Genomic DNA, 26,230 nt, shown 5'->3' with positions numbered 1-26,230 from the left:
GCCTTATGTGGGCGCTTCTTTCCGTTTCCGATAAGCGGGGGCTGGTGCCCTTTGCCGAGGGGCTCTTAGGCCTTGGCTTTCGGCTTCTCGCCACCGGGGGAACCTATAAGACCTTGGTGGAGGCGGGGCTTCCCGTGACCTATATCTCGGATTTCACCGGCTTTCCCGAGGTCCTCGAGGGCCGGGTGAAGACCCTGCACCCCAAGGTGCATGCCGGGCTTCTGGCCCGCCCCGACCAGGAGGAGGAGCTTAGGGCCTTGGGCTTGGAGCGCATCGGGGTGCTGGCGGTGAACCTCTACCCCTTCCGGGAAACCGTGGCCCGCGGGGCCCCCTTCGCCGAGGCCCTGGAGCAGATCGACATCGGGGGGCCGGCCATGCTCCGGGCGGCGGCCAAGAACCACCTGGCGGTGCTTCCCGTCTGCGACCCCGAGGACTATCCGCGGGTCCTCGAGGCCCTGAAAGAGGGCCCGACGCCGGAGTTCCGCAAAGAGCTTGCCCGCAAGGCCTTCGCCCACACCGCGGCCTACGACGCCGCCATCGCCGAGTGGCTTGCCGGGGAGAAGTTCCCGCCTGAGAAGTTCTTGGTCCTCAGGCGGGAAAGCCCCTTGCGCTACGGGGAAAACCCCCACCAGGAGGCGGCGCTTTACCGGGTTTTAGGGGAGGAGGGGCCCCTTTTGCAGGCGGAGGTCCTCCAGGGCAAGGCCATGAGCTTCAACAACTATCTGGACGCCGAGGCCGCCTGGAACCTGGTCTCCGAGTTTGGCGAGCCCGCCTGCGTGGCCATCAAGCACCAAAACCCCTGCGGGGTGGCCCTGGGGCAGGACCCCTTGGAGGCCTACCGCAAGGCCTACGAGGCCGACCCGGTTTCCATCTTCGGCGGCATTGTGGCCTTCAACCGGGAGGTGGACGGGGCCACGGCGGAGGCCATGCGGGAGGTCTTCTTGGAGGTGGTCCTGGCCCCGGGGTATACGGAGGAGGCCCTGGAGGTCCTTTCCCGGAAGAAGAACCTGCGCCTCCTCAAGGTGCCCTTTCCTGCCCAAGGCCCCTACCTGGACCTCCGCCGCCTCCGGGGCGGGGTGCTCCTCCAAGACGCCGACACCGAAGACCCCATCGAGTCCAAGGTGGTCACCCGGAAGGCCCCCAGCGAGGAGGAGTGGGCCGACCTCCTCTTCGCCTGGAAGGTGGTGAAGCACGTGCGCTCCAATGCCATCGTGGTGGCCAAGGGGGGGCAGACCCTGGGCATCGGGGTGGGGCAGACTAACCGCTACGCCGCCGCCAAGCACGCCCTCAAGACCGCCAAGGAGAAGGCCCAGGGGGCGGTTCTGGCCTCAGACGCCTTCTTCCCCTTCGACGACGTGGTGCGCCTGGCGGGAGAGTTCGGCATCGCCGCCATCATCCAGCCCGGGGGAAGCGTGCGGGACGAGGACTCCATCCGGGCGGCGGACGAGCTGGGCCTGGCCATGGTCTTCACCGGGGTGCGGCACTTCCGGCACTAAGGGCTGCTTAGTAGGCCCTTTTGCCTTGGGTTTCCCTTAGGCGCCGGTGGGCCTCCCTAAAGCCCACCAGCTCGCGGCTTTCCTCGTCGTAGAGGTGCATGTCGGCGAAGGCGATCTTGAAGGCATCCTTCAGGGTGACGGTGGGGGCCACCTTCACCAGGTCCACCTCCTCCTGCACCTTGGGCAGCAGGTAGTTGGGGATCTTGGGGGCCAGGTGGTGGATGTGGTGGAAGCCGATGTTCCCCGTGAGCCACTGCAGGACCTTGGGAAGCTTCAGGTAGGTGCTTCCCTCCATGGCCGCTTTGAGGTACTCCCAGCGGGGGTCGTGCTCCCAGTAGACGTCCTCAAACTGGTGTTGCACGTAGAAGAGGAAGATCCCCATCATCCCCGCCAAGTACTGGATGGGGAGGTAGACGAAAAGGAGGGTCTTCACCCCGAAGAAAACCACGATCCCTGCCAGCAAAAGGGCTAGGAAGAGGTTGGTGAGGGCCACGGAGTTGCGCACCGAGGGCTTGTCCGACCCATAGCCCAAGGGCAGGCGGTAGGAGAGCATGAAGACGTAGATGGGCCCCAGGAGGAACATGACGAAGGGGTTGCGGTATAGGCGGTAGGCGAGCCGCTGCCAAGGGGTGGCCTGCAGGTACTCCTCGAGGGTCATGGTGTAGATGTCCCCCACCCCCCGCTTGTCCAGGTTGCCGCTGGTGGCGTGGTGGCGGGCGTGGGATAGTTGCCAGTGGTGGTAGGGAACCAGAGTCAAAACCCCAGTGAAGAAGCCCAGAAGGTCGTTGGCCCACTTCTTGGGGAAGAAGGAGCCATGCCCGGCGTCGTGCTGGAGGATGAAGAGGCGCACCAGGAACAACGCCGCGGCGAAGTCCAGTACGAAGGTCAGGGCCAGGGAAACGGAAAGGGCCTTGTGGGCCAGGTAAAAGAGGAGGAGAAGGGGAAGAAGGGTGTCCGCCACCTGGCGTAGGCTTCTTAGGGTGTTGGGCTTGGCGTAGGGTTTGATGAGGGGGATCCAGTCTTTGGGTTCGACTCGCTGAGGTTTGGCGTTCGGCATAAGCACTCCTCTTCTGGGGAGTGGTTCATGCTAGCCCTTTGGACCATGAGGACCATGAGGGCCAGGGCCTACCTCCTGGGGCCCTCGTCCCCGGAGGACCGAGGCAAGGCCGCGTCCTTTCGGTTGCCTCAGCGGGGCTTAAGCCGCTCCTCGGAGTCCAGGAGGAGGGTCACGGGGCCATCGTTCACCAGGTGCACCCGCATGTGGGCCCCGTACACCCCGGTTTCCACGTGCACGCCCTGTTGCAAGAAGGCCTCTATGGCCGCTTCGTAGAGGCGCTTGCCCAGGTCGGGCGGGGCAGCCCGGACAAAGGAGGGTCGGTTTCCCTTGCGGGTCTCCGCGTAAAGGGTGAACTGACTCACGAGGAGCACCTCTCCACCCACCTCCTTGAGTGAGAGGTTCATCTTGCCCGCCTCGTCGGGAAAGATGCGTAGGGCCACGATCTTGCGCGCCAGGTAAAGGGCGTCCTCCACCGTGTCCCCATGCCCCACCCCCAGGAGGACCAGAAGCCCCAGGCCAATCCTTCCCACCTCCTCGCCATTCACCTCCACAAAGGCCTCGGAAACCCGTTGCACCACCGCCCGCATCCCTCACCTCCTGGGCCCAGCGAAGAGGGCCACGGTGCCGGGGCCGGCGTGGACGCTCACCGCTGCCCCCGCGGGCAGGGTGGCGAGGAGTTCCACCCCCTCCTCCCGCACCTGTTTCCCCAAGGCCGAGACTCCCTCCAGGTTCCCCGCATGGGCCAGGTGAACCAGGGCTCCGCCGGGGAAGTCCCGGCGGAAGAGCTCGGCCACCTTGCGCAGGCCCTCGGTGAAGCCCCGGACCCGGGGCCCGGGGAGGACCCTGCCCCCCTTCACCTCCAAGACGGGGAGGATGCGCAGGACGCTCCCCACCAGGCTCTGCAGGCTGGAGATGCGCCCGGAGCGGTGCAGGTAGGTGAGGGTTGTGGGGAGGACGTAACCCCGCACCCGCTCCCTGTAGGGGGCCACAGCCTCTTCCAGGCGCTCCCAGACCACCCCTTGCCAAAGGAGCCGCCTGGCTTCCTCCAAAACCAGCCAAAGCCCCCCGTTCAAGGACCAGGAGTCCAGCACCTTCACCCTTTCCCCATAGTCCCGGGCCACGGCACTAGCGGTGGCCACCGTCCCCGAGAGGTGGCCGGATACGTGCACCGAGAGCACGCGCTCGTGGGTGCGGAGGAGGGCTTCGTAGGTGGCGCGCAGGTCCTCTGGGGCCACCTGGCTGGTGGAAAGGCGCTCCCCCTTTTCCAGGAGGGCCAAAACCTCTTCTGGGCCGATCTCCACCAGGTCGCGGTAGGCCTTGTCCTTCCAGACCACCTGCTGGGGCACCACGTGGATGCCATACCTCAGGCCCTCTTCCGGGGAGAGCCCCAGGGTGGAGTCGGCCACGAAGGCCACGCTAGAGGCTGTACGCATAAAAGCCGTAGGTTCCGGGTCCGGTGTGGCTGGCGATCACCGCCCCCAGCTCGCTCACCAAAGCTTCCTCCACCGGAAGCCCGGAGGAGAGCACCAGCTCCTTAAGCTCTTTGACCGCCTGGTCTTCTGCGCTGTACAAGAAGAAGGCCCGGATGTGCCTGCGCCCCGCCGCCCAAGCCTTGAAGTCCTTTAGGATCTCCTCTTTGGCCTTCCTTTCCCCACGGGCGCGGCCCGCAGCTTCCACGCGGCCGTCCTTGAGGGTGAGGATGGGTTTGATGCCCAGGAGGGTGCCCAAAAGAGCTTGGGCCCCGCCGATGCGCCCGCCACGCTTCAAAAATTCCAAGGTGGCCACGCTGAAGCGGACGAAGTGGTCCCGGCGGATGCGCTCAAGCTCCTGGAGCACCTCCTTTAGGGATTGCCCTTCGGCGAGGAGTTCATGGGCCCGGAGCACCATCATGCCGATGCCCAAGGAAGCCGCCTGGCTGTCCAACACGGTGATGCGGCCGGGGAAGCTTTGCGCCGCCAGCTCCGCCGACTGCACCGTGCCCGAGAGTTTGGCGGAGATGTGGAGGGAAAGGACGTGGTCCGCTTCCGCTAAAGCGTCCTGGTAGGCCTTGAGGAAGTCCTCGGGGGAGGGTTGGCTGGTGGTGGGGAAAGCCTCCCCCTGGCGCACCTTGCGGAAGATCTCCTCAGGAGTGATCTCCTCCCAGTCTCGGTACACCCTGCCCCCCAGGTTCACGTAAAGGGGCACCGCCCGGATCCCCAGGCGCTCCCGCAGGGGCTTCGGTAGGTCAGAGGTGGAGTCGGTTACCAAGGCTACCTTCATCAGGCCTCCTTGTGGTCCGGCCCAGGATACCATAGGGGCCCGGTGTAGTGTAGCGGCCCGGTTGCCCCGGGGGTCGGTTTTTGTTAGGGTCAAGGGTATATGTGGCGGGTCCTGGTGTCCGATGATATGCGGTTGGGGGACGTGAGGTACCCCGGGGTACTCTTGGACTACCGGCCGGGCATAGGGCGGGAGGAGCTTTTAGAGATCATCCCCGCCTACGATGCCCTCATCACCCGGAGCCGAACCCAGGTGGATGCGGAACTGCTCCAGCGGGGCAAGCGGCTCAAGGTGGTGGGCCGGGGTGGGGTGGGCGTGGACAATGTGGACCTCGAGGCGGCAAGCCGCCTGGGCATCCTGGTGGTGAACGTGCCCGAGGCCAACACTCGCTCCGCGGCGGAGCTGGCCTTTGGCCTCCTTCTGGCAGCGGCCCGGGGGATTGCCCTTTCCGACCGCAAGATCCGCGCCGGGGAGTGGGACCGGAAGTTCCTGGGCTTGGAGCTTAAGGGGAAAACCCTGGGCATTGTCGGTTTGGGGAGGATCGGAAGCCAGGTGGCCCGCTTCGCCAAGGGGTTTGAGATGCGGGTCTTGGCCTACGACCCCTACATCCCCCGCACCCGGGCGGAAAGCCTGGGGGTGGAGCTTTTGGAGGACCTTTCCGACATGCTCCGGCAGAGCCATTTCCTCACCGTCCACACCCCCCTCACCGAGGAAACGCGAGGGATGATCGGCAGGCGGGAACTCTACCTCCTGCCCCGGGGGGCGGTGGTGGTGAACGCCGCCAGGGGGGGGATTGTGGACGAAAAGGCCCTGTTGGAGGTTTTGGAGGAAGGCCACCTGTTCGCCGCTGGCCTGGACGTGTTTACCCAGGAGCCTCCCCCCAAGGACCACCCGCTTCTTAACCACCCGAAGGTGGTCCTCACCGCCCACCTGGGGGCCAACACGGTGGAGGCCCAGGAGCGGGTGGGGGAGGCCGTCCTCGAGCGGGTGGTGCGCACCTTGGAGGGGGACCTTTCCTACGCCCTCAACACCGGCTTTGACCCCGAGGCCCTCGAGGCCCTTAAGGGGTTTCTGCCCCTAGGGGAGGCTTTAGGCAAGCTCCTGGCCCAGATCACCCGCGGGCGGCCACAGGTCTTGGAGGTGAGCTTCCTGGGCCAGTTTGAAAAGGACCCCGAGCCCGTGGCCAGCGCCGTGGCCAAGGGATTTCTCTCCCGGGTGCTGGGGGGGGAGGCGGTGAACCTGGTGTCCGCCCGGCCCCTCCTGAAGGACCGGGGCATCCGCCTCGTCACCCGCAAGGAGGAGCAGGCGGGGGAGTACACCAGGCTTCTGGAGGTGCGCCTAGCCACCGACCAGGAGGAGCGCCGGGCCCGGGGGGTGGTGATGGGGGGTAAGCCCCGCCTGGTGGGCATCGACGACTACGCCCTCGAGGTGGTGCCCGAGGGGTACATGCTGGTCTGCGTGAACTACGACCGCCCCGGGGTGGTGGGCCAGGTGGGGACCCTTCTGGGGGAGGCAGGGGTGAACATCGCCGGGATGCAGCTGGGCCGGGACATGCCCGGGGGGCGGGCCCTCTTTGTGCTCACCGTGGACCAGAAGCCCAGCCCAGAGGTGCTGGAGGCCCTGAGGGCCCTGCCGGTCTTGGAGCGGGTGGACCTGGCGGAGCTCTAGGCGCGGGGCACGGGATCGGATTGGGAGCCAAAGGGCACAGAGCCGGTCGGTGAAGCACCCGGCCCCGGCTTGCCCCTCCCGGCGGGCCCAGGCGGCGCCCGCCCCGGGGGCCACCCCCTTGCACCCGCTTTGGATTTCAAAAGTTCACTATTGACAAAACTTACTGATCTCTTTACGCTGGAGCCATGGACCCTGCCCTGAAGCGGTGGGTGGAGGAGACCGCCCTCCTCTTTGAGGCGGCGGGCCTTCCCCGGATGGCGGGCCGGGTTCTGGCCTTTCTCCTGGTGGCCGAGCCGGCGGAACAGAGCGCCAAGGAGATGGGGGAGGCCCTATCCGCCAGCAAGGGGGCCTTGAGCGGCGCCCTGAACCTCCTCACCCGGTTGCAGCTGGTGGAGCGCCTGCGCCGCCCGGGGGAGCGGGCGGACCGGTACGCCGTGCGCCCGGGGGCCTGGCGGCGGCTCCTTTTGGAAAAGGTCAGGGCCCTTTCCCTTTACCGGGAGCAGGCGGAAAAGGGCCTGGCCCTGGTGGGGGAAGCCAAGGGGGAGAGGCTTCGGGAGATGCGGGAGCTTTACGCCTTTTTTGAGCGGGAACTTCCCAAGCTCCTGGAGAGGTTTTCGGAGGGGGGATGAGCCTACTCAGGCTAGCCTGGCGCAACGTGCTCCGGCAGAGGCGGCGCACCACCCTGCTTTCCCTGGTGGTGATCTACGTGACCGTGGCCGTGCTCTTCCTGTTTGGCTTCCTGGATGGTTACGGGGAGAGCCTGGTGGAGGCCTACGCCGAGTACGTGGAGGCCCCGGTGGTGGTGGCCCGGGAGGTTTGGTGGCAGGACCCAGACCCGGAAAACGGCTTCCGAGAGCTGCCGGCGGTGGCCCACCCTCTGGTGCAGGCGGCCACGCCCAGGCTTTCCCTTTACGCCCTCCTCCGCTCCCCCTACCGGATGCAGGGGGGCGTGGTCCTGGGGGTGGACCCCCAAGGGGAAAAGGTCCTTTCCCGCGTGCCCTTCAGGGTGGGGGAGGGGCGGTGGCTTCAGGGGCCGGGGGAGGTGGTCCTGGGCCACCGCCTGGCGGAGCGGCTGGATGTGCGGGTGGGGGAGAGGTTGGTGGTGGAGACGGGGAAGGAGGCCCTGGGCCTTTTGGTGGTGGGCCTGGTGCGGGCTGGGGTGGGGAATGTGGATTTCGGCGGGGTTTACCTGCACCTGGAGGATGCCCAGAGGCTTTCCGGGAGAGAGATTGTGGCCACCCACCTGGCCCTGAAGGTGCCCCGGGGGAAGGAGGAGGGGGTGGCCAAGGCCCTGAACCAGGCTTTGCCGGAGGGGCTTCGTGCTCGAGGAGTGTGGGAGCTCATGGGTCCCATCCGTGCGGACTACGAGGCTAGCCGCCTCTTCTACGTGCCCCTCCTGAGCCTTTTCATGCTTCTGGCGGCCATCGCCGTGGTGAGCACCACCTACGTGAGCGTGCGGGAAAGGCTTAGGGAGTTCGCGGTGGCGGAGAGCCTGGGGCTTTCCCCCTTCCGCCTGGCGGCTCAGGTGGCCCTCGAGGCCGCCCTGGCCAGCGGCCTGGGCCTCCTCCTGGGCCTCCTCCTAGGCTACGCCCTCCTCTGGTACACCTCCACCCACGACGTCTTCGGTCCCCTCATGCGCCTTTCCGTGGAGCTTTTGCCGGAGTCGGGGCTTTCCGAGCACCTTTATACCGCCCTGCGCCCGGTCTACGCCCTCTACGCCGCCATGGTGGTGGGCCTTTCCGCTCTCTTGGCCCTCCTCTTCCCGGGCCGGCTGGTTCTTGCCCTGGAGCCCACCCGCTACCTGAAGGGGGAGTGAGATGAAGCGGTTTGGCATCCTTCTTTTGGCCCTTGCGGCCTTCGCCCTGGGGCAAAGCCCCCTGGAGAAGCTCAAGTCCGCTTTGGACCGCCTGCGGGGGCCTGCCCACCAGGCGGTCTACGCGCTCACGGTGGAGCGGCCTGGGTCCAGCCGCACCTACCGCCTTAGGGTCTACACCGATGGCGAGCGGGCCCACCTCCGGGTCCTGGAGCCCAAGGCGGAGGCGGGGATGGCCTTCCTCTCCCTGGGCCAGGACCTCTACCTCTATGACCCCCGCCTGGGCCGCACCCTGCGCCTGCCGCCTTCGGGCAGGAGCGAGCGGTTTTTGGGATCGGACCTCACCTACCAGGACCTCATGGGGCGGGATCTGGAGGAGCTTTTCCAGGTGACCGAGGAAGGAGGCACCCTGCGCCTTATGCCAAAGCCTGGCGCGCCCACCCCGTACGGCCGGGTGGAGGTGTACCTCAAGGAGGGTTTCATCGAGCGCGTCCTCTACTACGACCAGCGGGGGCAGGCGGTGCGGGAGCTCCGGCTGGGGAGCTACCAGCGCTTAGACGGAGCCTACTTGCCCAGGACCCTAGAGCTAAAGGACCTCACCCGGCAGGGCTACCGCACCCTGGTGGAGGTGACCGAGGTCCAGGTGGGCCCGGTGCCCGAGCGCTGCTTCAGCCCGCTGTACCTGGAAAGGGGGTGCTAGGTGCTCCGCCTGGCCTGGCGCAACCTGTGGCGCACCCCGGGCCGAAGCCTCACCACCGGGGGCGTGGTGGCCCTGGTGGTCTTCCTCTCCCTGGTCTTCCTCTCGGTGTACGCCGGGGGGCTTGACGCCTTCTTCCGGCTCCTTTTGGAGCGCACCGGGCACCTGGTGGTCCGGGTGGAGGGGTACGGGGAGCGGGAGGACCTGGAGAGCCTGGCCTTCGTCCCGCCCGCCCTGCCGCTCCCTTCCGGGGCGCGGGTGGAAGGGGTGGTGGAGGGGGGGTGCCTGGTCCTTGCTGGGGAGCGGAGCCGCTACGCGGTGGTCACGGGTCTGGAGCCCGCGGGCTTGGCCCGGCAGAAGAACCTCCTTAAGGCGGGCCGCCTGCCGGAGGCGCCGGGGGAGGCCCTTTTGGGCGAGGCCCTGGCCCAGGCCCTTAGGGTGGGCCTGGGGGACGAGGTGGTGGCCTACGCCCCCGGGGGCTTGGGCCTTGGGGTGTACGCCTTCCGGGTGGTGGGGCTTTTGGACCTGCCGGAGACCCACCTCGAGGCCCGCACCCTGGTGGTGCCCCTGGCCGACGCCCAAGCCTTCCTGGCCCCGGGCCGGGTGACCCGGCTGGAGGTGCGCCTGGAAGGCCTCGGGCTTTACGACCTCAAGCCGCTGGAGGAGCTCAAAGCCGCTCTGATGCCCCACCTCCAGGGGCTGGTGGCCGAAACCTGGCTGGAGGCCAACCCCGCCTACGCCGCCATCCTGCCCCTTTACGACACGGTGATGGCCCTTTATGTGGGCGTCTTCTTCCTCCTCGGGGGGCTCATCCTCTTGAATGCCCTCTACCTCTCCCTGGTGGAACGGGTGCGGGAGTTCGGGCTTTTGGCCGCCCTGGGCCTCACCGGGCGGCGGGTCATGGCCCTGGTCTTCTGGGAAAGCCTCCTCCTGGTGGGGGTCTTTGCCTTGGTGGGCCTGGGGGCCGGGCTTCTGGTGCACCTGGAGCTGGCGGACGGCTTCCGCTTGCCCCTTCCCCAGTGGATTTTGGAGCAGTACCGGGAGTTTGGCCTGCCGGAGGTGCTCCACGGGCGGCTTTCGCTGAAGGAGGTCCTCCTTACCTTGGGGTACGCGGTGGGGACGGGGCTTTTGGCGGCCTTATGGCCGGGGTGGCTGGCCTCGAGGCTGGAGCCGGTGGAGGCCATGCGCTACGTGCCGTAGGAGGTGAGGATGCCCATCTTGGAAGCCAAAGGCGTGCGCAAGGTGTACCGGGGGGACGGGGTGGAAACGGAGGCCCTGCGGGGGGTGGACCTCGCCCTGGAGCCGGGGGAGTTCACCGCCTTGGTGGGGCCCTCGGGGAGCGGGAAGAGCACCCTCCTGCACCTTCTTTCGGGGCTGGACCTGCCCACGGAGGGAGAGGTGTGGGTGGGCGGGGTGGCCCTTTCCCGGCTTTCCCGCTCGGAGCGGGCCCGCTTCCGGCTGGAAAGGATTGGCCTGGTGTTTCAGGCCTACAACCTCCTGCCCGTTCTCACCGCCCTGGAGAACGCGGCCTTCGTCTTGGAACTGCGGGGCCTTCCCCGGCCGGAGCGGGAGCGGCGGGCCATGGAGGCCCTGGCGGCCCTGGGCCTAAGGGAGAAGGCGGGGCGGTTTCCCCGGCAGCTTTCCGGCGGGGAGCAACAGCGGGTGGCCGTGGCCCGGGCCCTGGCGGCGGAGCCCCTTTTGGTCCTGGCCGACGAGCCCACCGCCAACCTGGACTCCAAGACGGGCCTGGCCCTCATCGAGCGCATGAAGGCCCTGAACGAGGAAAAAGGGGTTACCTTCCTCTTCTCCACCCACGACCCCAGGCTTTTGGAGCACGTGAAGCGCATCGTGCGCCTGGAGGACGGGCGCATCGTGGGGGAGGAGCGGCGCTAAGGCCAGAAAATGCGGCGGCTGGTGGGGGTTTTTGCGCTTGTCCTGTTCCCGGCCTTGGCCCAGGGGTACGAGGTGGGGGCCTTTGGCCTGGGAGGGCAGACCACCTCGTACCTCCGCCTTTTCGGGGCGGTGCCCGTGGAGGGGGGACGGCTTTTCTACGCCCTGGCCCCCTACCTCCAGCCGGGCCTGGGGGAGGGGGGGCTCGCGGTGGAGCGCCTTTACCTGGCGGTGGAGGTGGGAGAGGTGGGCCTCACCCTGGGGCGTTTCCCGTATACCTTCGGCGAGGGGCGGCTTTTTCCCTACACCTGGAACGCCCCCAGCCCGGCGGGTGGGGTGGAGGGGGTTTGGGGCGGCTTCCTCACCCTCTATGGCGAGGCCCGCCTCCGCCTGGGGTACGCCTGGGGCCCGGGGGTGTTCGCCGAGGCCGCCTGGGGGGACCTCAAATTCCTGGTCTTCCCCGGAGGGGTGGGGCTGGCGGGAAGCGCCCGCCTGGGGGAGGCGGTGGTTTACGGGGAGGTGATGGGGCTTGCTTCCGGGCCGAGGGGGCTTTTGGGATGGAGCTGGGCCTGGGGCCCGGGAGAGGTGGTTTTGGAGGCCGCCTACCCTTTGGGGGCGGGCCTGGGGTGGTTCGGGCAGGCGGAGGGCTTGGGGCTCTCCTTGCGACTCGCTTACGGGGGAGGTTGGTCCTGGGGGGTGGGTCTCGGGTGGGAGGGGCTCAGGGTGGAGGTGGGGAAGGCGGGGCCGGTATGGCGCTGGGGCGGGAGTTGGAGCGGGGAGTTTTAGCACAAGCGTGGAATATCGTGACATGCATCACTTACGCTTGCCAAACCCGTACACCAACTCCTCCCCCTTACGCACCACCACAAGCAGGGCTGGCCGGCCCAGGCTGTCCTTAAGCAGGTACTTGGTGCGCACCTCACCCTCCACCACCTTTTCCTCCCGGCTTTCCACGAAGTACCCCGCGGCGGCGAAGGCGGTGAGCACCTGCTGCACGAAGGCGGCGTGCAGGCGGCTGGCGATGCCCTTGGCGACAAAGGCCTCGAGGGCGTACCCCTTGGCCTCGGGGAAGCGCTGGAGGAGGGGCTCGGGGCTTCTGGCCTTGTAGGTGCCCGAGGGTAGGCGCACCGCCGGGTCCAGGCTCGAGGCCAGGGCCGCCACCGCCGTCGCCTCCACCAAGGTCTGGGCGAGCCCGCCGCCCATAAGGAGGAGGAAAGCCAGGCCAAGGACCTTTAGCTTTTCCATACCTGCCATCTTAGCCCACCAGCAGGTCGCGCGCGCGGAGGGCCAGGTGCACCCGGGCCAGGACCTCGGGCCGGGAAAGGGGACCCAAGGTGGCCTCGATGCGCCTTAGGCGGTAGCGCAGGGTGTTGGGGTGGATGTGGAGAGCGCCTGCGGCCTCCTCTACGTTTCCTGAGGCGACGTAGACCTCGAGGGTCTTGAGGAGCTTGGGGGGCAGGGGCAGGTAGCGCTCCACCAGGGCCTTTAGGTCCTCGGGGGACTGCTGCAGGAGCACAAAGGCCACGGGATCCAGGCCGCTGAAGGAGAGGGCCTCCCCAGGCCGGGCCGCCTTGAGGGCGATGAGGGCCTCTCGGTAGGCGTTTTGCACCTCCTCCCCGGCCGCGTGGACCGCAGAGTACCCCAGGCGGCTTCCCGGGGGTAGGGCAGAAAGGAGGCTTTGCGCCTCCTTCTTGGGGTTGTGCACCTGCCACATGGCCGCCAGGCGGTTGCCCCGCACCGTGAGGAGGTAGGGCACCCCCAGGCGGTCCAGGTAGGTGCCCGCCCGGCGCCTTAGCTCCAAGGTGGCCTCCCGCCGCCTTTCCTCCGCCAGGCGGTGGCGGCCCGGCACCGCGGGGGGTTCTACCAGGGCCAAGACCCATTCCACGCCCTCGGCGAAGCCGAAGGCGAAGAGGCGTTCGGGTTCGGCTTCCCCCAGGATGAGGCCCTCCAGCAAAGCCCCGCCCAGGGACTCCTCCCGCATCCGCTCCAAGGAGCGCTCGAGGGCCCGCACCTTGAGGAGCCGAGCCGCCACCTCCAAAAGGCCCCGGGCCCGCTTCAGGCCTTCTTCCTCCCCATAGGCCACCAGAACGCCTTCCCCTGCCTCCAAGGAAAGCCATCCCCGCCCTTCCCCCGGCTCCTTAGGGTGCTGGGGGGGCACGGGGCCAGCGAAGCCCAGCACCTCCCCCCAGGGGGCTACCCAGGCCAGGGCCAGGCCGGTGGCCTGGTAGAGAACCTCCAGAAAGGGCCTTTCTGGGAGCTTGAGCAAGAGGTCCAAGAGACTGGCTAGGCCGAGACCCGCCCCCAGGTGGAAAAGGCGCAGGGTCAGGGCTTTGGCCAGCTCCTCCCGTTTGAGCCAGGGAGGGTAGAGGGCCACGCCTAAGCCCTCCTGCTTGGCGTAGGCCAAAAGCTCCGGGTCGGGAGCAGGGAGGAGAAAGCCGCTGGCGGTGCGGTAGCGCCAGAGGCTTCCCTCGGGGCGGAAAAGGAGGAGGGCCCCTTCCAAGGGGAGGAGGGGCCTGGCCTCCTCCAGGAGGTAGAGGACGGGGCGGTCCGAGGGGACCAGGACCTCGAGGCCCAGGTCCTGGGCCAGATGGAGGAAGGTAATGGAGGTTTGGCTGAACTCTGGCGTTGGCATTGTTGGTTTACACAATATACCTCGCTTGACTAGGGCGCCAGAGGGGTCTTTTTGTATAAAGGAACAAATACCGGTGTAATCTTGTGCTCCTTACAGTTGCCCTCCCAGCCCGGGACGGCCATCCTAAGGGGCGAAAGGAGCAGCATGTTCCGCGGGTCCATCCCACCCTTACCTACCCCCTTTCGCCGAGGGCGCATCGACGAAGAGGCCTTAAGGAGGCTCGTGGAGCGGGCCATCCAGGGGGGCTCCCACGGGATCAGCGTGGGGGGCACCACCGGGGAGCCCGGCACCCAGACCCTGGAAGAAAGAAAGCGGGTCATGGAGGTGGCCCTGGAGCAGGCGGCGGGCCGGGTGCCGGTGATCCCCGGCACCGGGTCCCTGAGGCTGGAAGAAACCTTGGAGCTCACCCGTTTCGCCAAGGAGGCGGGGGCCCAAGGGGCTATGGTCATCGTGCCCTACTACCTGAAGCCCAACCAGGAGGGCCTCTACCGCTACTTCGCCGAGGTGGCCAAGGCGGTGCCCGACTTTCCCATCCTCCTCTACAACATCCCCGGCCGGGCGGGGGTGGAGATCGCCCCCAAGACCGTGGCCCGCTTAAGGCGGGACTTTCCCCACATCGTGGGCCTCAAGCACTCCTCCAAGGACCTGGAGTACCTCTCCCACCTCTTCCAGGAGGTGGGCCAGGACTTCCTGGTGTTCTGCGGCCTAGAGAGCCTCACCCTCCCCATGATGAGCCTGGGAGCGGTGGGCACCATCGCCGCCACCGCCAACTGGCTCCCCCAGGAGGTAGCGAAGCTCACCGAGCTCGCCCTGGCGGGGGACTACGCTGGGGCCAGGGAGCTTCACTACCACCTCCTCGAGGCCAACGAGGCCATCTTCTGGGACACAAACCCCATTCCCCTGAAGACGGTGCTTTCCTGGATGGGCCTTTTGGAGAAGGAGTGGCGCCTCCCCTTGGGCCCCACCACTCCCGAGGTGGAGGAGCGGCTTAGGGCCATGGCCCGGCGCTACCGCCTGATCGGGGAGGAGGCATGAAGCTCTGCCGCTTCCTGGCCAAGGGCAGGCTCCACCACGGGGTGTACAGGGACGGCCTCCTCCTGGACGAAGCCGGGGAGGCCCACGACCCCGAGGGGGTCACCTGGCTCCTCCCCTTTACCCCCGGCAAGGTGATCGGGGTAGCCCTCAACTACGCCGACCACGCGGAGGAGCTGGGCCTTTCCCGTCCCGAGGAGCCCGCGCTTTTTTGGAAGCCAAACAATAGCCTTCTTCCCCATAAGGGTGTGGTGCGTTACCCCAAGGGGGCGGAGTACATGCATTACGAGGTGGAGTTGGCGGTGGTGGTGGGCCGGCCCATGCGCCGGGTGAAGGCCAAGGACGCCCTGGACTACGTCCTGGGCTACACCATCGCCAACGACCTGGTGGTGCGGGACCACGTTTCCAACACCTTCCGCCCCCCCATCCGGGCCAAGGGGCGGGATACCTTCGGCCCCTTGGGGCCCTTCCTGGTGGTGGACGAGGTGGAAGACCCCCAGAACCTCTGGCTTCGCGCCTACGTGAACGGGGAGCTGAGGCAGGAGGGGCACACCTCGAGGATGCTCTACAGCGTGGCGGAGCTTTTGCAGTACATATCCGAGTTCATGACCCTGGAGCCCTACGACGTCCTCCTCACCGGGACGCCCAAGGGCATAAGCCGGGTGCTTCCCGGGGATGTGATGCGGCTGGAGATCCAAGGGCTTGGCGCTTTGGAAAACCCCATAGAGGAGGAGGCATGAGGTACCAGGACCAGGTGGCCGGGATTCCCTGGGAAAGGATCGAGGCCATTCGAAACGCCCTAAAGGGGTGGACGGCCCTGCACTTCATCGGCGGGGAGTTCCACCCTTCGGAAAGCGGAGAGGTTTTCCCCACCCTAGACCCCTCCACCAACGAGGTGCTCTCCCATGCGGCCCGGGGCGGGGAAAGGGAAGTGGACCGGGCGGCGAAGGCGGCCCACGAGGCGTTCCAAAGGTGGAGCCGCACCCCAGCCCGGGAGCGGAAGCGCTACCTCCTCAGGATCGCCGAGCTTCTGGAGAAGCACGCGGACGAGCTCGCCGTGGTGGAGGCCCTGGACGCGGGGCAGGTGTTGCGCATCGTCAAGGCCCAGGTGGCCCGCTCCGCGGAGAACTTCGCCTTCTACGCGGAGTACGCGGAGCACGCCATGGAGGACCGCACCTTCCCCGTGGACCGGGACTGGCTTTACTACAGCCTGAGGGTCCCGGCTGGGCCGGTGGGCATCATCACCCCCTGGAACGCCCCCCTGATGCTCTCCACCTGGCGCATCGCCCCCGCCCTGGCCTTCGGGGACACCGTGGTCTTGAAGCCCGCGGAGTGGAGCCCCTTAACCGCCAGCAAGCTGGCGGAGATCGTGCAGGAGGCGGACCTGCCCCCTGGGGTCTTCAACCTGGTCCAGGGCTTCGGGGAGGAGGCGGGGGCCGCCCTGGTGGCCCACCCCTTGGTACCCCTCCTCACCCTCACCGGGGAGACGGAAACCGGGAAGATCGTCATGCAAAACGCCGCCCGCCACCTCAAGCGGCTTTCCCTGGAGCTTGGCGGGAAAAGCCCGGCCCTAGTCTTTGCCGACGCCGACCTGGAAAGGGCTTTAGACGCGGTGGTCTTCCAGATCTATTCCTTCAACGGGGAGAGGTGTACCGCCAGCTCCCGCCTTCTGGTGGAGGAGTCCATCTTTGAGACCTTTGTGGAGAGGGTAGCCGAAAGGGCCCGGGCCATCCGGGTGGGTCACCCCCTGGACCCCGAGACCGAGGTGGGCCCCCTCATCCACCCCGAGCACCTGGAGCGGGTTTTGGGGTATGTGGAGGCGGGCCTTAAGGAGGGGGCGAGGCTTCTCGTGGGCGGGAAGAGGGCCACCACCTCCTTCCGCGGGGAGGACCTCTCCCGGGGGAACTACCTGGAGCCCACCCTCTTCGTGGGGGAAAACCGCATGCGCATCGCCCAGGAAGAGATCTTCGGGCCAGTGTTGGTGGCCATTCCCTTTAGGGATGAGGAGGAGGCCTTAAGGCTGGCCAACGACACCAAGTACGGTCTCGCCGCCTACGTGTTCACCCGGGACCTGGAAAGGGCCCACCGCCTGGCCTTGGAGCTGGAGGCGGGCCTGGTGTACCTCAACAGCCACAACGTGCGCCACCTGCCTACTCCCTTTGGCGGGGTGAAGGAAAGCGGCGATCGGCGGGAAGGCGGCCACTACGCCCTGGAGTTCTACACCGACCTCAAGGCCGTGGGGCTTCCCCTGAGGCCCCCCCACGTGCCCAGGTTCGGAAAGAGGTGAGAGGATGGCAAGGACGGGAGCGGAGTACCTGGAAGCCTTGAAGGAGCGGCCCCCTAACCTCTGGTACAAGGGGGAGAAGGTGGAGGACCCCACCACCCACCCGGTCTTCCGGGGGATCGTGCGCACCATGGCGGCCCTTTACGACTTGCAGCACGACCCCCGGTACCGGGAGGCCCTCACCTACGAGGAGGAGGGAAAGCGGCACGGGATGAGCTTCCTCATCCCCAGGACCAAGGAGGACCTGCGGCGCCGGAGCCAGGCCTACAAGCTCTGGGCCGACCAGAACCTGGGGATGATGGGCCGTAGCCCGGACTACCTGAACGCCGTGGTCATGGCCTATGCCGCCAGCGCCGAGTACTTCGGGGAGTTTGCCGACAACGTGCGGGCCTACTACCGCTACCTCCGCGACCACGACCTGGCCACCACCCATGCCCTCACCAACCCCCAGGTGAACCGGGCCAAGCCCCCCTCGGCTCAGCCCGACCCCTACATCCCCGTGGGGGTGGTGCGGCAGACGGAAAAGGGCATCGTGGTGCGGGGGGCGCGCATGACCGCCACCTTTCCCCTGGCGGACGAGGTCCTCATCTTTCCCTCCACCCTCCTCAAGGAGGGCCCCGGGAGCGAGAAGTACGCCATCGCCTTTGCCCTCCCCACCTCCACCCCAGGACTCCACTTCGTCTGCCGGGAGGCCCTGGTGGGGGGGGACAGCCCCTTCGACTACCCCCTCTCGAGCCGCCTCGAGGAGATGGACTGCCTGGTGGTCTTTGACGACGTCCTGGTGCCCTGGGAGCGGGTCTTCATCCTGGGGAACGTGGAGCTCTGCAACAACGCCTACGCCGCCACCGGGGCCCTCCACCACATGGCCCACCAGGTGGTGGTCCTGAAGACCGCCAAGACCGAGGCCTTCTTGGGGGTGGCCTCCCTCATGGCCGAAGGGATTGGGGCCGACGCCTACGGGCACGTGCAGGAGAAGATCGCCGAGATCATCGTCTACCTGGAGGCCATGCGGGCCTTTTGGACCCGGGCGGAGGAGGAGGCCAAAGAGAACGCCTACGGCCTCCTGGTGCCCGACCGGGGCGCCTTGGACGGGGCCCGGAACCTCTACCCGAGGCTCTACCCCAGGATCCGGGAGATCGTGGAGCAGATCGGGGCCAGCGGCCTCATCACCCTGCCCTCGGAGCGGGACTTCCGGGGGCCCTTGGCGCCTCTTTTGGAGAAGTACCTGCAGGGGGCCACCCTGGAGGCCAAGGAGCGGGTGGCCCTCTTCCGCCTGGCCTGGGACATGACCCTTTCGGGCTTCGGGGCCAGGCAGGAGCTCTACGAGCGCTTCTTCTTCGGGGATCCGGTGCGCATGTACCAGACCCTCTTTAGCGTCTACGATAAAGAGCCCTACAAGGAGCGGATTCGCGCCTACCTGGAGAGGGCGCTTTCCGTGGTGGCGGAGGTGGAGGCGTGACGGGTGCCTTTCCCGAGGGGCCCGCGGGTTTGCCCAAGCCGGACGAGGCCTTGAGGGAGGCCTTTAAGGAGGCCCTAAGCCGGTTTGCCGCCGGGGTGACCGTGGTGTCCGCCCGGCTGGGGCAGGAGGAGCGGGGCATGACCGCCACCGCCTTCATGTCCTTGAGCCTGGAGCCTCCCCTGGTGGCCCTGGGCATCCACGAGAAGGCCAAGCTCTGGCCGGTCCTCGAGGCCGCCCGCGCCTTTAGCGTGAGCCTCCTCCGGGAGGGGCAGGAGGCGGTTTCCCAGCACTTCGCCGGCCGACCGCAGGAGGGGGTGGCCTTGGAGGAGGGGAGGGTGCCAGGGGCTTTGGCGGTGCTTCGCTGCCGCCTGGAGGCGGTCTACCCCGGGGGGGACCACCGCCTGGTGGTGGGCCGGGTGGAGAGGGTGGAGCTGGGGGAGCCGGGCCTTCCCTTGGTGTACTTCGGCCGCGGCTACAGGAGGGTGGTATGGCCATCGTAAGGGTGGGGTTCATCGAGCTTTGGGTGCAGGACCTGGAAAGGAGCTTGGAGTTCTACGAGGGGCTTCTGGGCTTTCGCCTGGAACATAGGGAGGGAAAAAGCGCCTACCTCCGGGGCTACGAGGAGCTGGAGTGGAGCCTCAAGCTCACCCAGGCGGAGCGGCCCGCCGTGCGGAGCCTGGGCTTCAAGGTGGATGGGAACGGGATGGAAGAGGCCCAGGCCTGGGCGGTGCAGGAGGGGCTTCCCCACCGGCTGGAAGCCGATTGGGGCAGGCCCAGGGTCCTGCGGGTGCAGGACCCCTTCGGCTACCCCTTGGCCTTCTACCACGAGGCGGAGAAGCTTCCCCGCATCCTGCAGGAGTACCACCTCTACCGGGGCCCTGGGGTGTTGCGCATCGACCACCTGAACCTCTTTTGCCCAGAGGTGGCCGAGGCCACCCGCTACTACCAGGAGCACTTGGGCTTTCGTCTCACCGAGTACACCGAGGACGAAGGGGGCAGGCTTTGGGCCAGCTGGCTCCACCGCAAGGGCAACGTCCACGACGTGGCCTTCACCAACGGGGAAGGCCCCAGGCTCCACCACTTCGCCTACTGGCTTCCCGACCCCATGGCCATCCTCAAGGCGGCGGACATCCTGGCGGGGGCCAGGCGCACGGACCAGATCGAAAGGGGCCCGGGGCGGCACGGGATCTCCAACGCCATGTTCCTCTACCTCAAGGACCCGGACGGCCACCGCCTCGAGCTTTACACCTCCGACTACCTCACCGTGGACCCCGACCTGCCCCCGGTGCGCTGGAGCCTGAACGACCCCCGCCGCCAAACCCTTTGGGGGCACAGGACTCCAAAGAGTTGGTTCCTGGAGGGAAGCGCCCTCTTGGACCTCGAGGGGAGGCCCTTGCCCACGCGGCCTTCGCCCCTTGTCGGCATTCCCGAGCACGTGACCTAGCTTGACGGGACAGAAGTCCCTGGTTAGACTGGAAGGCAAACGGTCGTTAGTTAGACCCAATCCGGGTCTCGCCCGGTGGGAATGAAGAGAAGGAGGGGAAGAAGATGAAGCGCTGGTTGGTAGCCCTGTTGCTTTTAGGCCTTTCGGCCCTGGCCCAGGAGGCTCTCAAGGTGGGTGTGGTGGTTTCGGCCACCGGCCCCGCCGCCTCCTTGGGCATCCCTGAGCGGAACACCTTCCTCATGCTCCAGGAGATGCTGGACCGCACGGGGGGCGTGGCCGGGCGCAAGGTGCAGTTCGTGATCCTGGACGATGCCTCGGATACCACCCAGGCGGTGCGGAATACCCGCCGCCTGGTGGAGGAGGGAGTGGTGGCCATCGTGGGCACCACCACCACCCCGGCCTCCTTGGGCATGATCCCCGTGGTGGCCGAGGCCAAGGTGCCCATGATCTCCCTGGCGGCCAGTAAGGACATCATCCATCCCGTGGACGCCCAGCGCTTCTGGGTCTTCAAAACCCCGCAGACGGAGGAGCTCATGGCCCGGGCCATCGTGGCGGACATGGTGGCCAGGGGCGTGAAGACCGTGGCCTACATCGGCTTTAACGACGCCTACGGGGAGGGCTGGGCCCGCTTCTTTGAGGCGGAGGCCCGGGCCAAGGGCCTGCAGGTGGTGGCCAGCGAGCGCTACGCCCGCACGGACACCTCGGTGACGGGCCAGGTGCTCAGGATCATCGCCCGCAGGCCCGACGCCGTCTTGGTGGGGGCGAGCGGCACCCCGGCGGTTCTTCCCCAGCGCACCCTGAAGGAGCGAGGCTACGCCGGGCTCATCTACCAGACCCACGGGGTGGCCAACCCCGACTTCCTGCGGGTGGGGGGCAAGGACGTGGAGGGCACCTTGCTGCCCGCAGGGCCCATCCTGGTGGCGGAGCAGTTGCCCTCCGCCTACCCCACCAAGCGGGTAGCCCTGGACTACATCCAGCGCTACGAGGCCAAGTACGGCATCGGTAGCTACTCCACCTTCGGTGCCCACGCTTGGGATGCTTGGCTCATCCTCAAGCCCGCCCTGGAGAGGGCCCTGAAGCGGGCTGACCCGTCCAAGGACCTCGCCGCCTTCCGCAGCGCCCTTCGGGACGAAATCGAGGCCACCCGGAACCTGGTGGCCACCCACGGGGTCTTCACCTTCAGCCGGGAGGACCACCTGGGCCTGCGCTTTGAGGATGCCGCGGTGATGGTGCGGATCGAGGGAGGCCGCTGGAAGCTGGAACGCACCTTCCGCTAAGCCATGGACGCCACCATCCTCAGCTTCCTCCTCTTGGACGGGTTGCAAAACGGGGTAATCTACGGCCTTCTAGCCCTCTCCCTGGTCTTGGTCTTCGCGGTTACCCGGGTGATCCTGGTGCCCATCGGGGAGCTTCTGATGTTCGCCCCCCTTTCCCTGGTGTGGCTCCTCGAGGGCAAGCTCCCCGGTACCCTGTGGCTGGCCCTGGCCCTGGGAGGGGCTTGGGCCCTCATGGCCCGGGGCCGGGGGGTCCTTCTGCCCCTTGCGGGCGGGGTGGGGCTTTTCCTCCTCTTTCTTCTAGCTAAAGGGGTTCCTCCCTTGGCCTATCTGGCGGCGGTGCTCCTCGTGGTGTACCTGGGGGTGGCCACCTACCGGGTCTTCTTCCAGCCCATGCGGGGGGCCACGGTGCTTTCCCTCCTCATCATGGCCGTGGGCCTCCACGTGGCCTACCAGGGGCTGGGCCTGGTCTTCTTTGGCCCCGAGCAGTTCCGTCCCGCCCCTCTCCTTGCGGGGGAGGTGGTGGTGGGCCTCTCCTGGCAGGGGGTTCTGGTCCTCCTCTTCGCCGCTTTGAGCCTGATGGTCCTTTACCTCTTCTTCCGCTTCTCCCTTTTCGGCAAGGCGCTGTTGGCGGCGGCGGAGAACCGGCTTGGGGCCAGGCTATTGGGGATACACCCGGAGGAAGCGGGGATGGTGGCCTTCGGCATCGCTAGCCTCTTGGCGGCTTTTTCCGGGCTTCTCTTGGCCCCCCTCATCAACGCCGCCTACTTCATGGGCTTCATGCTGGGGCTTAAAGGGTTCGTGGCCGCCATCCTGGGAGGGCTTGCCAGCTACCCGGTGGCCTTTTTGGGAGCCCTCCTTGTGGGCTTCTTTGAGAGCTTCACCAGCTTCTACGCCAGCGCCTACAAGGAGGCTTTGGTCTTCCTGCTCTTGGTGCCCGCTCTCTTCTACCAGAGCCTGCGGGCGCGAGCGGTGGAGGAGTGATGCGCTACCTCTGGTTTTTGTTGCTGCTGTTGCCCCTGGCCCTGTTTCCCTTCCCCTACTACCTCACCCTCCTGAACTTCTTCGCCCTTTCCGCCATGGTGGCCCTTTCCCTCTACGTGCTCACCGGCCTGGCGGGCATGACCAGCTTTGCCCAGGCGGCCTTCATGGGGATGGGGGCCTATGCCACCGCCCTCCTCACGGTCAAGGTTGGGCTTTCCCCTTGGCTTGGGCTTGGGGCTGGGCTCCTTTCCGCCCTTCTGTTGGCTTTGCTCCTGGGTGCCCTTACGGTACGGCTAAAGGGGCACTTTCTCCCTCTTTCCACCATCGCCTGGCAGGTGGCCCTGTACATCCTGGCGGGGAACCTGGTGGGGCTCACCGGGGGGCATACGGGGCTTACGGATCTTCCCCCGATCCACCTCTTCGGCATTTCCCTGGACACCGGCTTCCGCTACGCCTTCCTCACCCTTTTCCTCCTGGTCTTCCTGGTCCTGGCCCTTTACAACCTGCGCCAAAGCCGTATTGGGCGGGCCCTTCTGGCCCTGAGGGGGGATGCCCTGGCGGCGGCCAGCTTCGGCGTGGACCCGGCAGCCCTCAGGCTCAAAGCCTTTTTGCTCTCAGGGGTCATAGCCGGCCTGGCGGGTTTCCTGTACGCCCACTTCCTGCGTTTCGTCAATCCCACGCCCTTTTCCCTGGAGGCCTCCATCAAGTACCTGGTGATGGCCGTGGCCGGGGGCGTGGGGAGCATCCCCGGGGTGATGCTGGGGGCGGCCTTTTTCACCGGCCTCGAGGACTGGTTAAAGGACCTCCTGCCCCTCCTCTTGGGGCGGCAGGGCAACTACGAGACCATCGGCTATGGCCTTATTCTGGCCCTGATCCTCATCCTGGCCCCCAAGGGCCTCTGGCCCATGGTGGAGCGGTATCTGCCGAGCCGGGACCCAGGGCTACCCAAGGCGGAACCCCTTCCCCTCAAGAGCCCCGAAGGCCCCCGGGGTGAGGTGGTTCTGGAGGTCCAGGACCTGCAGAAGTCCTTCGGGGGACTGATGGCGGTGGCAGGGGTTTCCTTCGACCTGAAGCGGGGGGAGATCCTGGCCTTGATCGGCCCCAACGGGGCGGGCAAGACCACCCTCTTCAACCTGATCACCGGCACCTTGGTGCCCGATGGAGGGAGGGTCTTCCTCTTCGGGCGGGAGGTCACCGGCCTCCCGCCTCACCGGGTGCACCTTCTGGGCCTGGGCCGCACCTTCCAGCACCCCCACCTCTTTCCGGAGCTCACCGTGCTGGAAAACGCTGCCTTGGGCACCTTCGCCCGGACCCGGGCGGGCTTCCCCCAGGTGCTTTTGGGCCTGCACCGCCAGGAGGAGGAGCGGGCCCTGGCCACCGCCTACGGGGCCCTCAGGCGGGTGGGCCTGGAGTCCTTGGCCCTGGAGCGGGCGGAGCGCCTTTCCGTGGGACAGCAGCGCCTCTTGGAGATCGCCCGGCTCCTGGCCTCAGGGGCCGAGGTACTCCTCCTGGATGAGCCGGCCGCGGGGCTCAGGGCCCAGGAGAAGCGGGAGCTTGCCTCCCTCCTCCGCTCCTTGGCCAGGGAGGGCTACACGGTGCTCATCGTGGACCACGACATGGACCTGATCATGGGCCTGGCGGACCGGGTGGTGGTGATGAACTACGGCGAGAAGATCGCCGAGGGCACGCCCCGGGAGGTGCAGCGCAACCCCTTGGTCCGGGCGGCCTACCTGGGAGAGGAGGAGGTGGCATGAGTCTCCTTTCCGTTCAGGGTCTCACCGTGCGCTACGGGCCCCTCGAGGCGGTGCGGGAGGTCAGTTTCTCCCTGAGGGAGGGGGAGGCCCTTACCCTCATCGGCCCCAACGGGGCGGGGAAGACCAGCGTGCTGAGGGGGCTCTTGGGCCTGGCCCAGGCGGAGGGGAAGGTCTTCCTGGACGGGGAGGAGGTGCGGGGGCGAAGCCCGGAGGCCCTTCTTTCCCGGGGTCTGGTGCTGGTGCCGGAGGGCCGGGCCCTCTTCCCCGGGCTTTCCGTGGAGGACAACCTCCTCCTGGGGGGGTTCCACCGCTTCCGCAAGCGGCAGCACCTCCGGCCCGACCTGGAGCGGGTCTATGCCCTTTTCCCCCGGCTTTTGGAGCGCAGGCGGCAGCCCGCGGGCACCCTTTCGGGGGGGGAGCAGCAGATGCTGGCCATCGGCCGGGCCCTCATGGCCAGGCCCCGGATCCTGCTTCTGGACGAGCCCTCCTTGGGCCTGGCCCCCCTGATGGTGCGGGAGATCTACCGCATCCTGGGGGAGCTGAAGCGGGAGGGCACCACCCTGCTCCTGGTGGAGCAAAACGCCAAGGTGGCCCTGGCCCTGGCCGACTGGGGGCTGGTGCTGGAGGCGGGGGAGGTGGCCTTGGAGGGCCCGGCGGAGGCCCTGCGCCAGGACCCCAAGGTGGTGGAGGCCTACCTGGGCCTCTCCCGGGAGGTGGAGGAGGGATGAGGCCCGATCCCTTCATGGCGGCTTTGGGCCTCGAGGTCCGGCACCTGGCCCCGGGGGAGGCGGTGGTGGCCGGGGTGGTGGGGGAGAGCCACCTGAACCTCCACGGCACCGCCCACGGGGGCTTCCTCTACACCCTGGCGGACAGCGCCTTCGCCCTGGCCTCCAACGCCCGGGGGCCGGCGGTGGCCCTCTCCTGCCGCATGGACTACTTCCGTCCCGCGACCGCCGGGGCCTGGGTGGAGGCTAGGGCCAAGGAGGTGAACCTCTCCCGGCGCACCGCCACCTACCGGGTGGAGGTGGTGTCCGAGGGGAAACTGGTGGCCTTATTCACGGGAACGGTGTTTCGCCTGGGAGGGGATGCTTTTCCCGGTGCAGGGGAAGGGGTACCTTCCGGGCAGAACTCTGGATGGGAGGAGGAGGGATGATGTACCAACCGGAATTGGAAACCCTGTCCAGGGAAAGGCTTAGGGGTTTGCAGGAGGAAAGGCTTAGGGCCGTGGTGGCCTATGTGTACGAGCGGGTGCCCTTTTACCGCAGGCTTCTGGACGAAGCGGGGGTGGACCCCAAGGGGGTGCGGACCCTCGAGGACCTGCCCCGGCTCCCCTTCACCCGGAAGGACCACCTCCGGGAGAACTATCCCTTCGGCCTCTTCGCCGTGCCCCGGGAGGAGGTAGCCCGCATCCATGCCAGTAGCGGCACCACCGGCAAGCCCACGGTGGTGGGCTACACCAAGAAGGACCTGCAGATTTTCGCCGAGGTGGTGGCCCGCTCCCTGGCGGCGGCGGGGGCTAAGCCGGGGATGATGCTCCACAACGCCTACGGCTACGGCCTCTTCACCGGGGGCTTGGGCCTGCACGCAGGGGCCGAGGCCCTGGGGATGACGGTGGTGCCGGTCTCCGGCGGCATGACCGAGCGCCAGCTCATGCTCATCCAAGACTTCCGCCCCGAGGTCATCTCCTGCACCCCTTCCTACGCCCAGACCCTGGCGGAGGAGTTCCGGAAGCGGGGGGTTTCCCCGGAGGAGCTATCCTTGGAATACGCCGTGCTGGGCGCTGAGCCCTGGACCGAGGCCATCCGGAAGCAGGTGGACGAGGGGCTTGGGGTGAGGAGCACCAACATCTACGGCCTCTCGGAGATCATCGGTCCCGGGGTGGCCAACGAGTGCGTGGAGGAGCGCCAGGGAAGCCACATCTGGGAGGACCACTTCCTCCCCGAGGTGGTGGACCCGGACACGGGGGAGCCCCTCCCGGAGGGCAAGGTGGGGGTCTTGGTCTTCACCACCCTCACCAAGGAGGCCATGCCCCTTTTGCGGTACTGGACCGGGGACCTCACCTTCCTCACCTACGAGGCCTGCTCCTGCGGCCGCACCCACGTGCGCATGGGCCCCATCCTGGGCCGCACCGACGACATGCTCATCATCCGCGGGGTGAACGTCTACCCCACGCAGGTGGAGGCGGTCCTCCTGGGCATTCCCGAGGTGGAGCCCTACTACCAGATCGTGGTGCGGCGGGAGGGCACCCTGGACGAGGCCGAGCTCAAGGTGGAGGTTTCCGAGGCCTTCTTCCAGGAGATCGGGCGCAAAGCCCTTTCCGACGAGGTCATCGAGGCGGACCACCGCCTCCACGCCCTCCGGGAGAAGGTGGCCCACAAGATCAAGGACACCATCGGCGTGAGCATGCGGGTCACCCTCCTGGCCCCCGGGGAGGCCCCCAGGAGCGAGGGGGGCAAGCTCCGCCGGGTGTTGGACCTGAGGAAGTAGACC

At 67.4% G+C, this 26,230-nt stretch carries 26 protein-coding genes; 20 read left to right on the top strand and 6 right to left on the bottom strand.

From position 1 onward, the window contains the following. Positions 1-5 precede the first annotated feature (5 nt). Positions 6-1,496 (top strand): bifunctional phosphoribosylaminoimidazolecarboxamide formyltransferase/IMP cyclohydrolase, encoded by a 1,491-nt coding sequence (gene purH / locus L1087_RS00365; protein ID WP_234557124.1) that lies wholly within the window; start codon positions 6-8, stop codon positions 1,494-1,496. Between the two features lie 7 nt (positions 1,497-1,503). Here the strand turns inward: purH and L1087_RS00360 are convergent, their stop codons facing one another. The 4 genes from L1087_RS00360 to L1087_RS00345 form a co-directional block, all read right to left on the bottom strand. Beyond that, positions 1,504-2,553, bottom strand: a complete 1,050-nt coding sequence (locus L1087_RS00360) for a fatty acid desaturase (RefSeq protein WP_234557123.1) — start codon at positions 2,551-2,553, stop codon at positions 1,504-1,506. Between the two features lie 128 nt (positions 2,554-2,681). Beyond that, entirely contained in the window at positions 2,682-3,140 is a 459-nt protein-coding gene (gene dtd, locus L1087_RS00355; RefSeq protein WP_038046311.1) for a D-aminoacyl-tRNA deacylase, read from the bottom strand. A gap of 3 nt (positions 3,141-3,143) precedes the next feature. Beyond that, positions 3,144-3,986 (bottom strand): DegV family protein, encoded by an 843-nt coding sequence (locus L1087_RS00350; RefSeq protein WP_234557122.1) that lies wholly within the window; start codon positions 3,984-3,986, stop codon positions 3,144-3,146. Then, positions 3,970-4,812 carry a DegV family protein gene (locus tag L1087_RS00345; protein WP_038042654.1) on the bottom strand — a complete coding sequence of 281 codons (843 nt, stop codon included), beginning with the start codon at positions 4,810-4,812 and terminating at the stop codon, positions 3,970-3,972. The genes L1087_RS00350 and L1087_RS00345 overlap by 17 nt, the downstream gene beginning before the upstream one ends. Before the next feature lie 99 nt (positions 4,813-4,911). Here L1087_RS00345 and serA point away from each other — a divergent pair, with 99 nt between their 5' ends. From serA to L1087_RS00310, 7 genes are all read left to right on the top strand, one after another. Beyond that, on the top strand, positions 4,912-6,477 hold the full coding sequence (gene serA / locus L1087_RS00340; protein WP_135260475.1) for a phosphoglycerate dehydrogenase: 1,566 nt from the start codon (positions 4,912-4,914) through the stop codon (positions 6,475-6,477). Between the two features lie 185 nt (positions 6,478-6,662). After that, complete coding sequence (locus tag L1087_RS00335; RefSeq protein ID WP_234557121.1) at positions 6,663-7,106, top strand: GbsR/MarR family transcriptional regulator; 444 nt, start codon at positions 6,663-6,665, stop codon at positions 7,104-7,106. After that, on the top strand, positions 7,103-8,293 hold the full coding sequence (locus L1087_RS00330; protein ID WP_234557120.1) for an ABC transporter permease: 1,191 nt from the start codon (positions 7,103-7,105) through the stop codon (positions 8,291-8,293). Before L1087_RS00335 ends, L1087_RS00330 begins: the two co-directional genes overlap by 4 nt. 1 nt (position 8,294) lies before the next feature. Then, the gene (locus tag L1087_RS00325; RefSeq protein WP_234557119.1) at positions 8,295-8,990 is read left to right on the top strand and encodes an outer membrane lipoprotein-sorting protein; all 696 of its coding nucleotides are present in this window, start codon (positions 8,295-8,297) and stop codon (positions 8,988-8,990) included. Beyond that, complete coding sequence (locus tag L1087_RS00320; RefSeq protein WP_234557118.1) at positions 8,991-10,187, top strand: ABC transporter permease; 1,197 nt, start codon at positions 8,991-8,993, stop codon at positions 10,185-10,187. 9 nt (positions 10,188-10,196) lie between these two features. After that, entirely contained in the window at positions 10,197-10,880 is a 684-nt protein-coding gene (locus L1087_RS00315) for an ABC transporter ATP-binding protein (protein WP_234557117.1), read from the top strand. Between the two features lie 9 nt (positions 10,881-10,889). Further along, positions 10,890-11,663 (top strand): hypothetical protein, encoded by a 774-nt coding sequence (locus tag L1087_RS00310; protein ID WP_234557116.1) that lies wholly within the window; start codon positions 10,890-10,892, stop codon positions 11,661-11,663. Positions 11,664-11,690: 27 nt separating this feature from the next. Here the strand turns inward: L1087_RS00310 and L1087_RS00305 are convergent, their stop codons facing one another. Together L1087_RS00305 and L1087_RS00300 are read right to left on the bottom strand one after the other, a co-directional pair. After that, a complete protein-coding gene (locus L1087_RS00305) occupies positions 11,691-12,122 on the bottom strand; it encodes a hypothetical protein (protein ID WP_234557114.1) in 432 nt (143 codons plus the stop codon). A 10-nt stretch (positions 12,123-12,132) separates the two neighbouring features. Then, on the bottom strand, positions 12,133-13,509 hold the full coding sequence (locus tag L1087_RS00300; protein ID WP_234557113.1) for a PucR family transcriptional regulator: 1,377 nt from the start codon (positions 13,507-13,509) through the stop codon (positions 12,133-12,135). Positions 13,510-13,653: 144 nt separating this feature from the next. Here L1087_RS00300 and hpaI point away from each other — a divergent pair, with 144 nt between their 5' ends. The 12 genes from hpaI to L1087_RS00240 all read left to right on the top strand — a co-directional run bounded on the left by hpaI (position 13,654) and on the right by L1087_RS00240 (position 26,227). Next, complete coding sequence (gene hpaI / locus L1087_RS00295) at positions 13,654-14,544, top strand: 2,4-dihydroxyhept-2-ene-1,7-dioic acid aldolase (RefSeq protein ID WP_234557112.1); 891 nt, start codon at positions 13,654-13,656, stop codon at positions 14,542-14,544. After that, positions 14,541-15,281 carry a fumarylacetoacetate hydrolase family protein gene (locus tag L1087_RS00290; protein ID WP_234557111.1) on the top strand — a complete coding sequence of 247 codons (741 nt, stop codon included), beginning with the start codon at positions 14,541-14,543 and terminating at the stop codon, positions 15,279-15,281. Before hpaI ends, L1087_RS00290 begins: the two co-directional genes overlap by 4 nt. Continuing rightward, positions 15,278-16,828, top strand: a complete 1,551-nt coding sequence (gene hpaE, locus L1087_RS00285) for a 5-carboxymethyl-2-hydroxymuconate semialdehyde dehydrogenase (RefSeq protein ID WP_234557110.1) — start codon at positions 15,278-15,280, stop codon at positions 16,826-16,828. The genes L1087_RS00290 and hpaE overlap by 4 nt, the downstream gene beginning before the upstream one ends. 4 nt (positions 16,829-16,832) lie before the next feature. Beyond that, complete coding sequence (hpaB, locus tag L1087_RS00280; RefSeq protein WP_234557109.1) at positions 16,833-18,284, top strand: 4-hydroxyphenylacetate 3-monooxygenase, oxygenase component; 1,452 nt, start codon at positions 16,833-16,835, stop codon at positions 18,282-18,284. 50 nt (positions 18,285-18,334) lie between these two features. Continuing rightward, positions 18,335-18,784 carry a 4-hydroxyphenylacetate 3-monooxygenase reductase subunit gene (gene hpaC, locus L1087_RS00275; protein ID WP_038043601.1) on the top strand — a complete coding sequence of 150 codons (450 nt, stop codon included), beginning with the start codon at positions 18,335-18,337 and terminating at the stop codon, positions 18,782-18,784. Next, positions 18,772-19,728, top strand: a complete 957-nt coding sequence (gene hpaD / locus L1087_RS00270; RefSeq protein ID WP_038042636.1) for a 3,4-dihydroxyphenylacetate 2,3-dioxygenase — start codon at positions 18,772-18,774, stop codon at positions 19,726-19,728. Before hpaC ends, hpaD begins: the two co-directional genes overlap by 13 nt. 104 nt (positions 19,729-19,832) lie before the next feature. After that, positions 19,833-21,005, top strand: a complete 1,173-nt coding sequence (locus L1087_RS00265; protein WP_135260488.1) for an ABC transporter substrate-binding protein — start codon at positions 19,833-19,835, stop codon at positions 21,003-21,005. A 3-nt stretch (positions 21,006-21,008) separates the two neighbouring features. After that, positions 21,009-21,986, top strand: coding sequence for a branched-chain amino acid ABC transporter permease (locus L1087_RS00260; RefSeq protein ID WP_038042634.1), 978 nt, complete (start codon positions 21,009-21,011; stop codon positions 21,984-21,986). Continuing rightward, positions 21,986-23,740, top strand: coding sequence for a branched-chain amino acid ABC transporter ATP-binding protein/permease (locus L1087_RS00255; RefSeq protein WP_234557108.1), 1,755 nt, complete (start codon positions 21,986-21,988; stop codon positions 23,738-23,740). Before L1087_RS00260 ends, L1087_RS00255 begins: the two co-directional genes overlap by 1 nt. Beyond that, complete coding sequence (locus L1087_RS00250; RefSeq protein WP_234557107.1) at positions 23,737-24,468, top strand: ABC transporter ATP-binding protein; 732 nt, start codon at positions 23,737-23,739, stop codon at positions 24,466-24,468. Before L1087_RS00255 ends, L1087_RS00250 begins: the two co-directional genes overlap by 4 nt. Then, positions 24,465-24,893, top strand: coding sequence for a hydroxyphenylacetyl-CoA thioesterase PaaI (paaI, locus tag L1087_RS00245; protein WP_267964600.1), 429 nt, complete (start codon positions 24,465-24,467; stop codon positions 24,891-24,893). Before L1087_RS00250 ends, paaI begins: the two co-directional genes overlap by 4 nt. After that, complete coding sequence (locus L1087_RS00240; RefSeq protein ID WP_234557105.1) at positions 24,893-26,227, top strand: phenylacetate--CoA ligase family protein; 1,335 nt, start codon at positions 24,893-24,895, stop codon at positions 26,225-26,227. The genes paaI and L1087_RS00240 overlap by 1 nt, the downstream gene beginning before the upstream one ends. The last annotated feature ends 3 nt before the right edge of the window (positions 26,228-26,230 follow it).

The sequence above is a fragment of the Thermus tengchongensis genome (assembly GCF_021462405.1).
GTDB lineage: Bacteria > Deinococcota > Deinococci > Deinococcales > Thermaceae > Thermus > Thermus tengchongensis.
The sequence above is the reverse complement of the archived record's forward strand: the minus strand, read 5'-3'. Positions and strand labels throughout refer to the sequence as shown.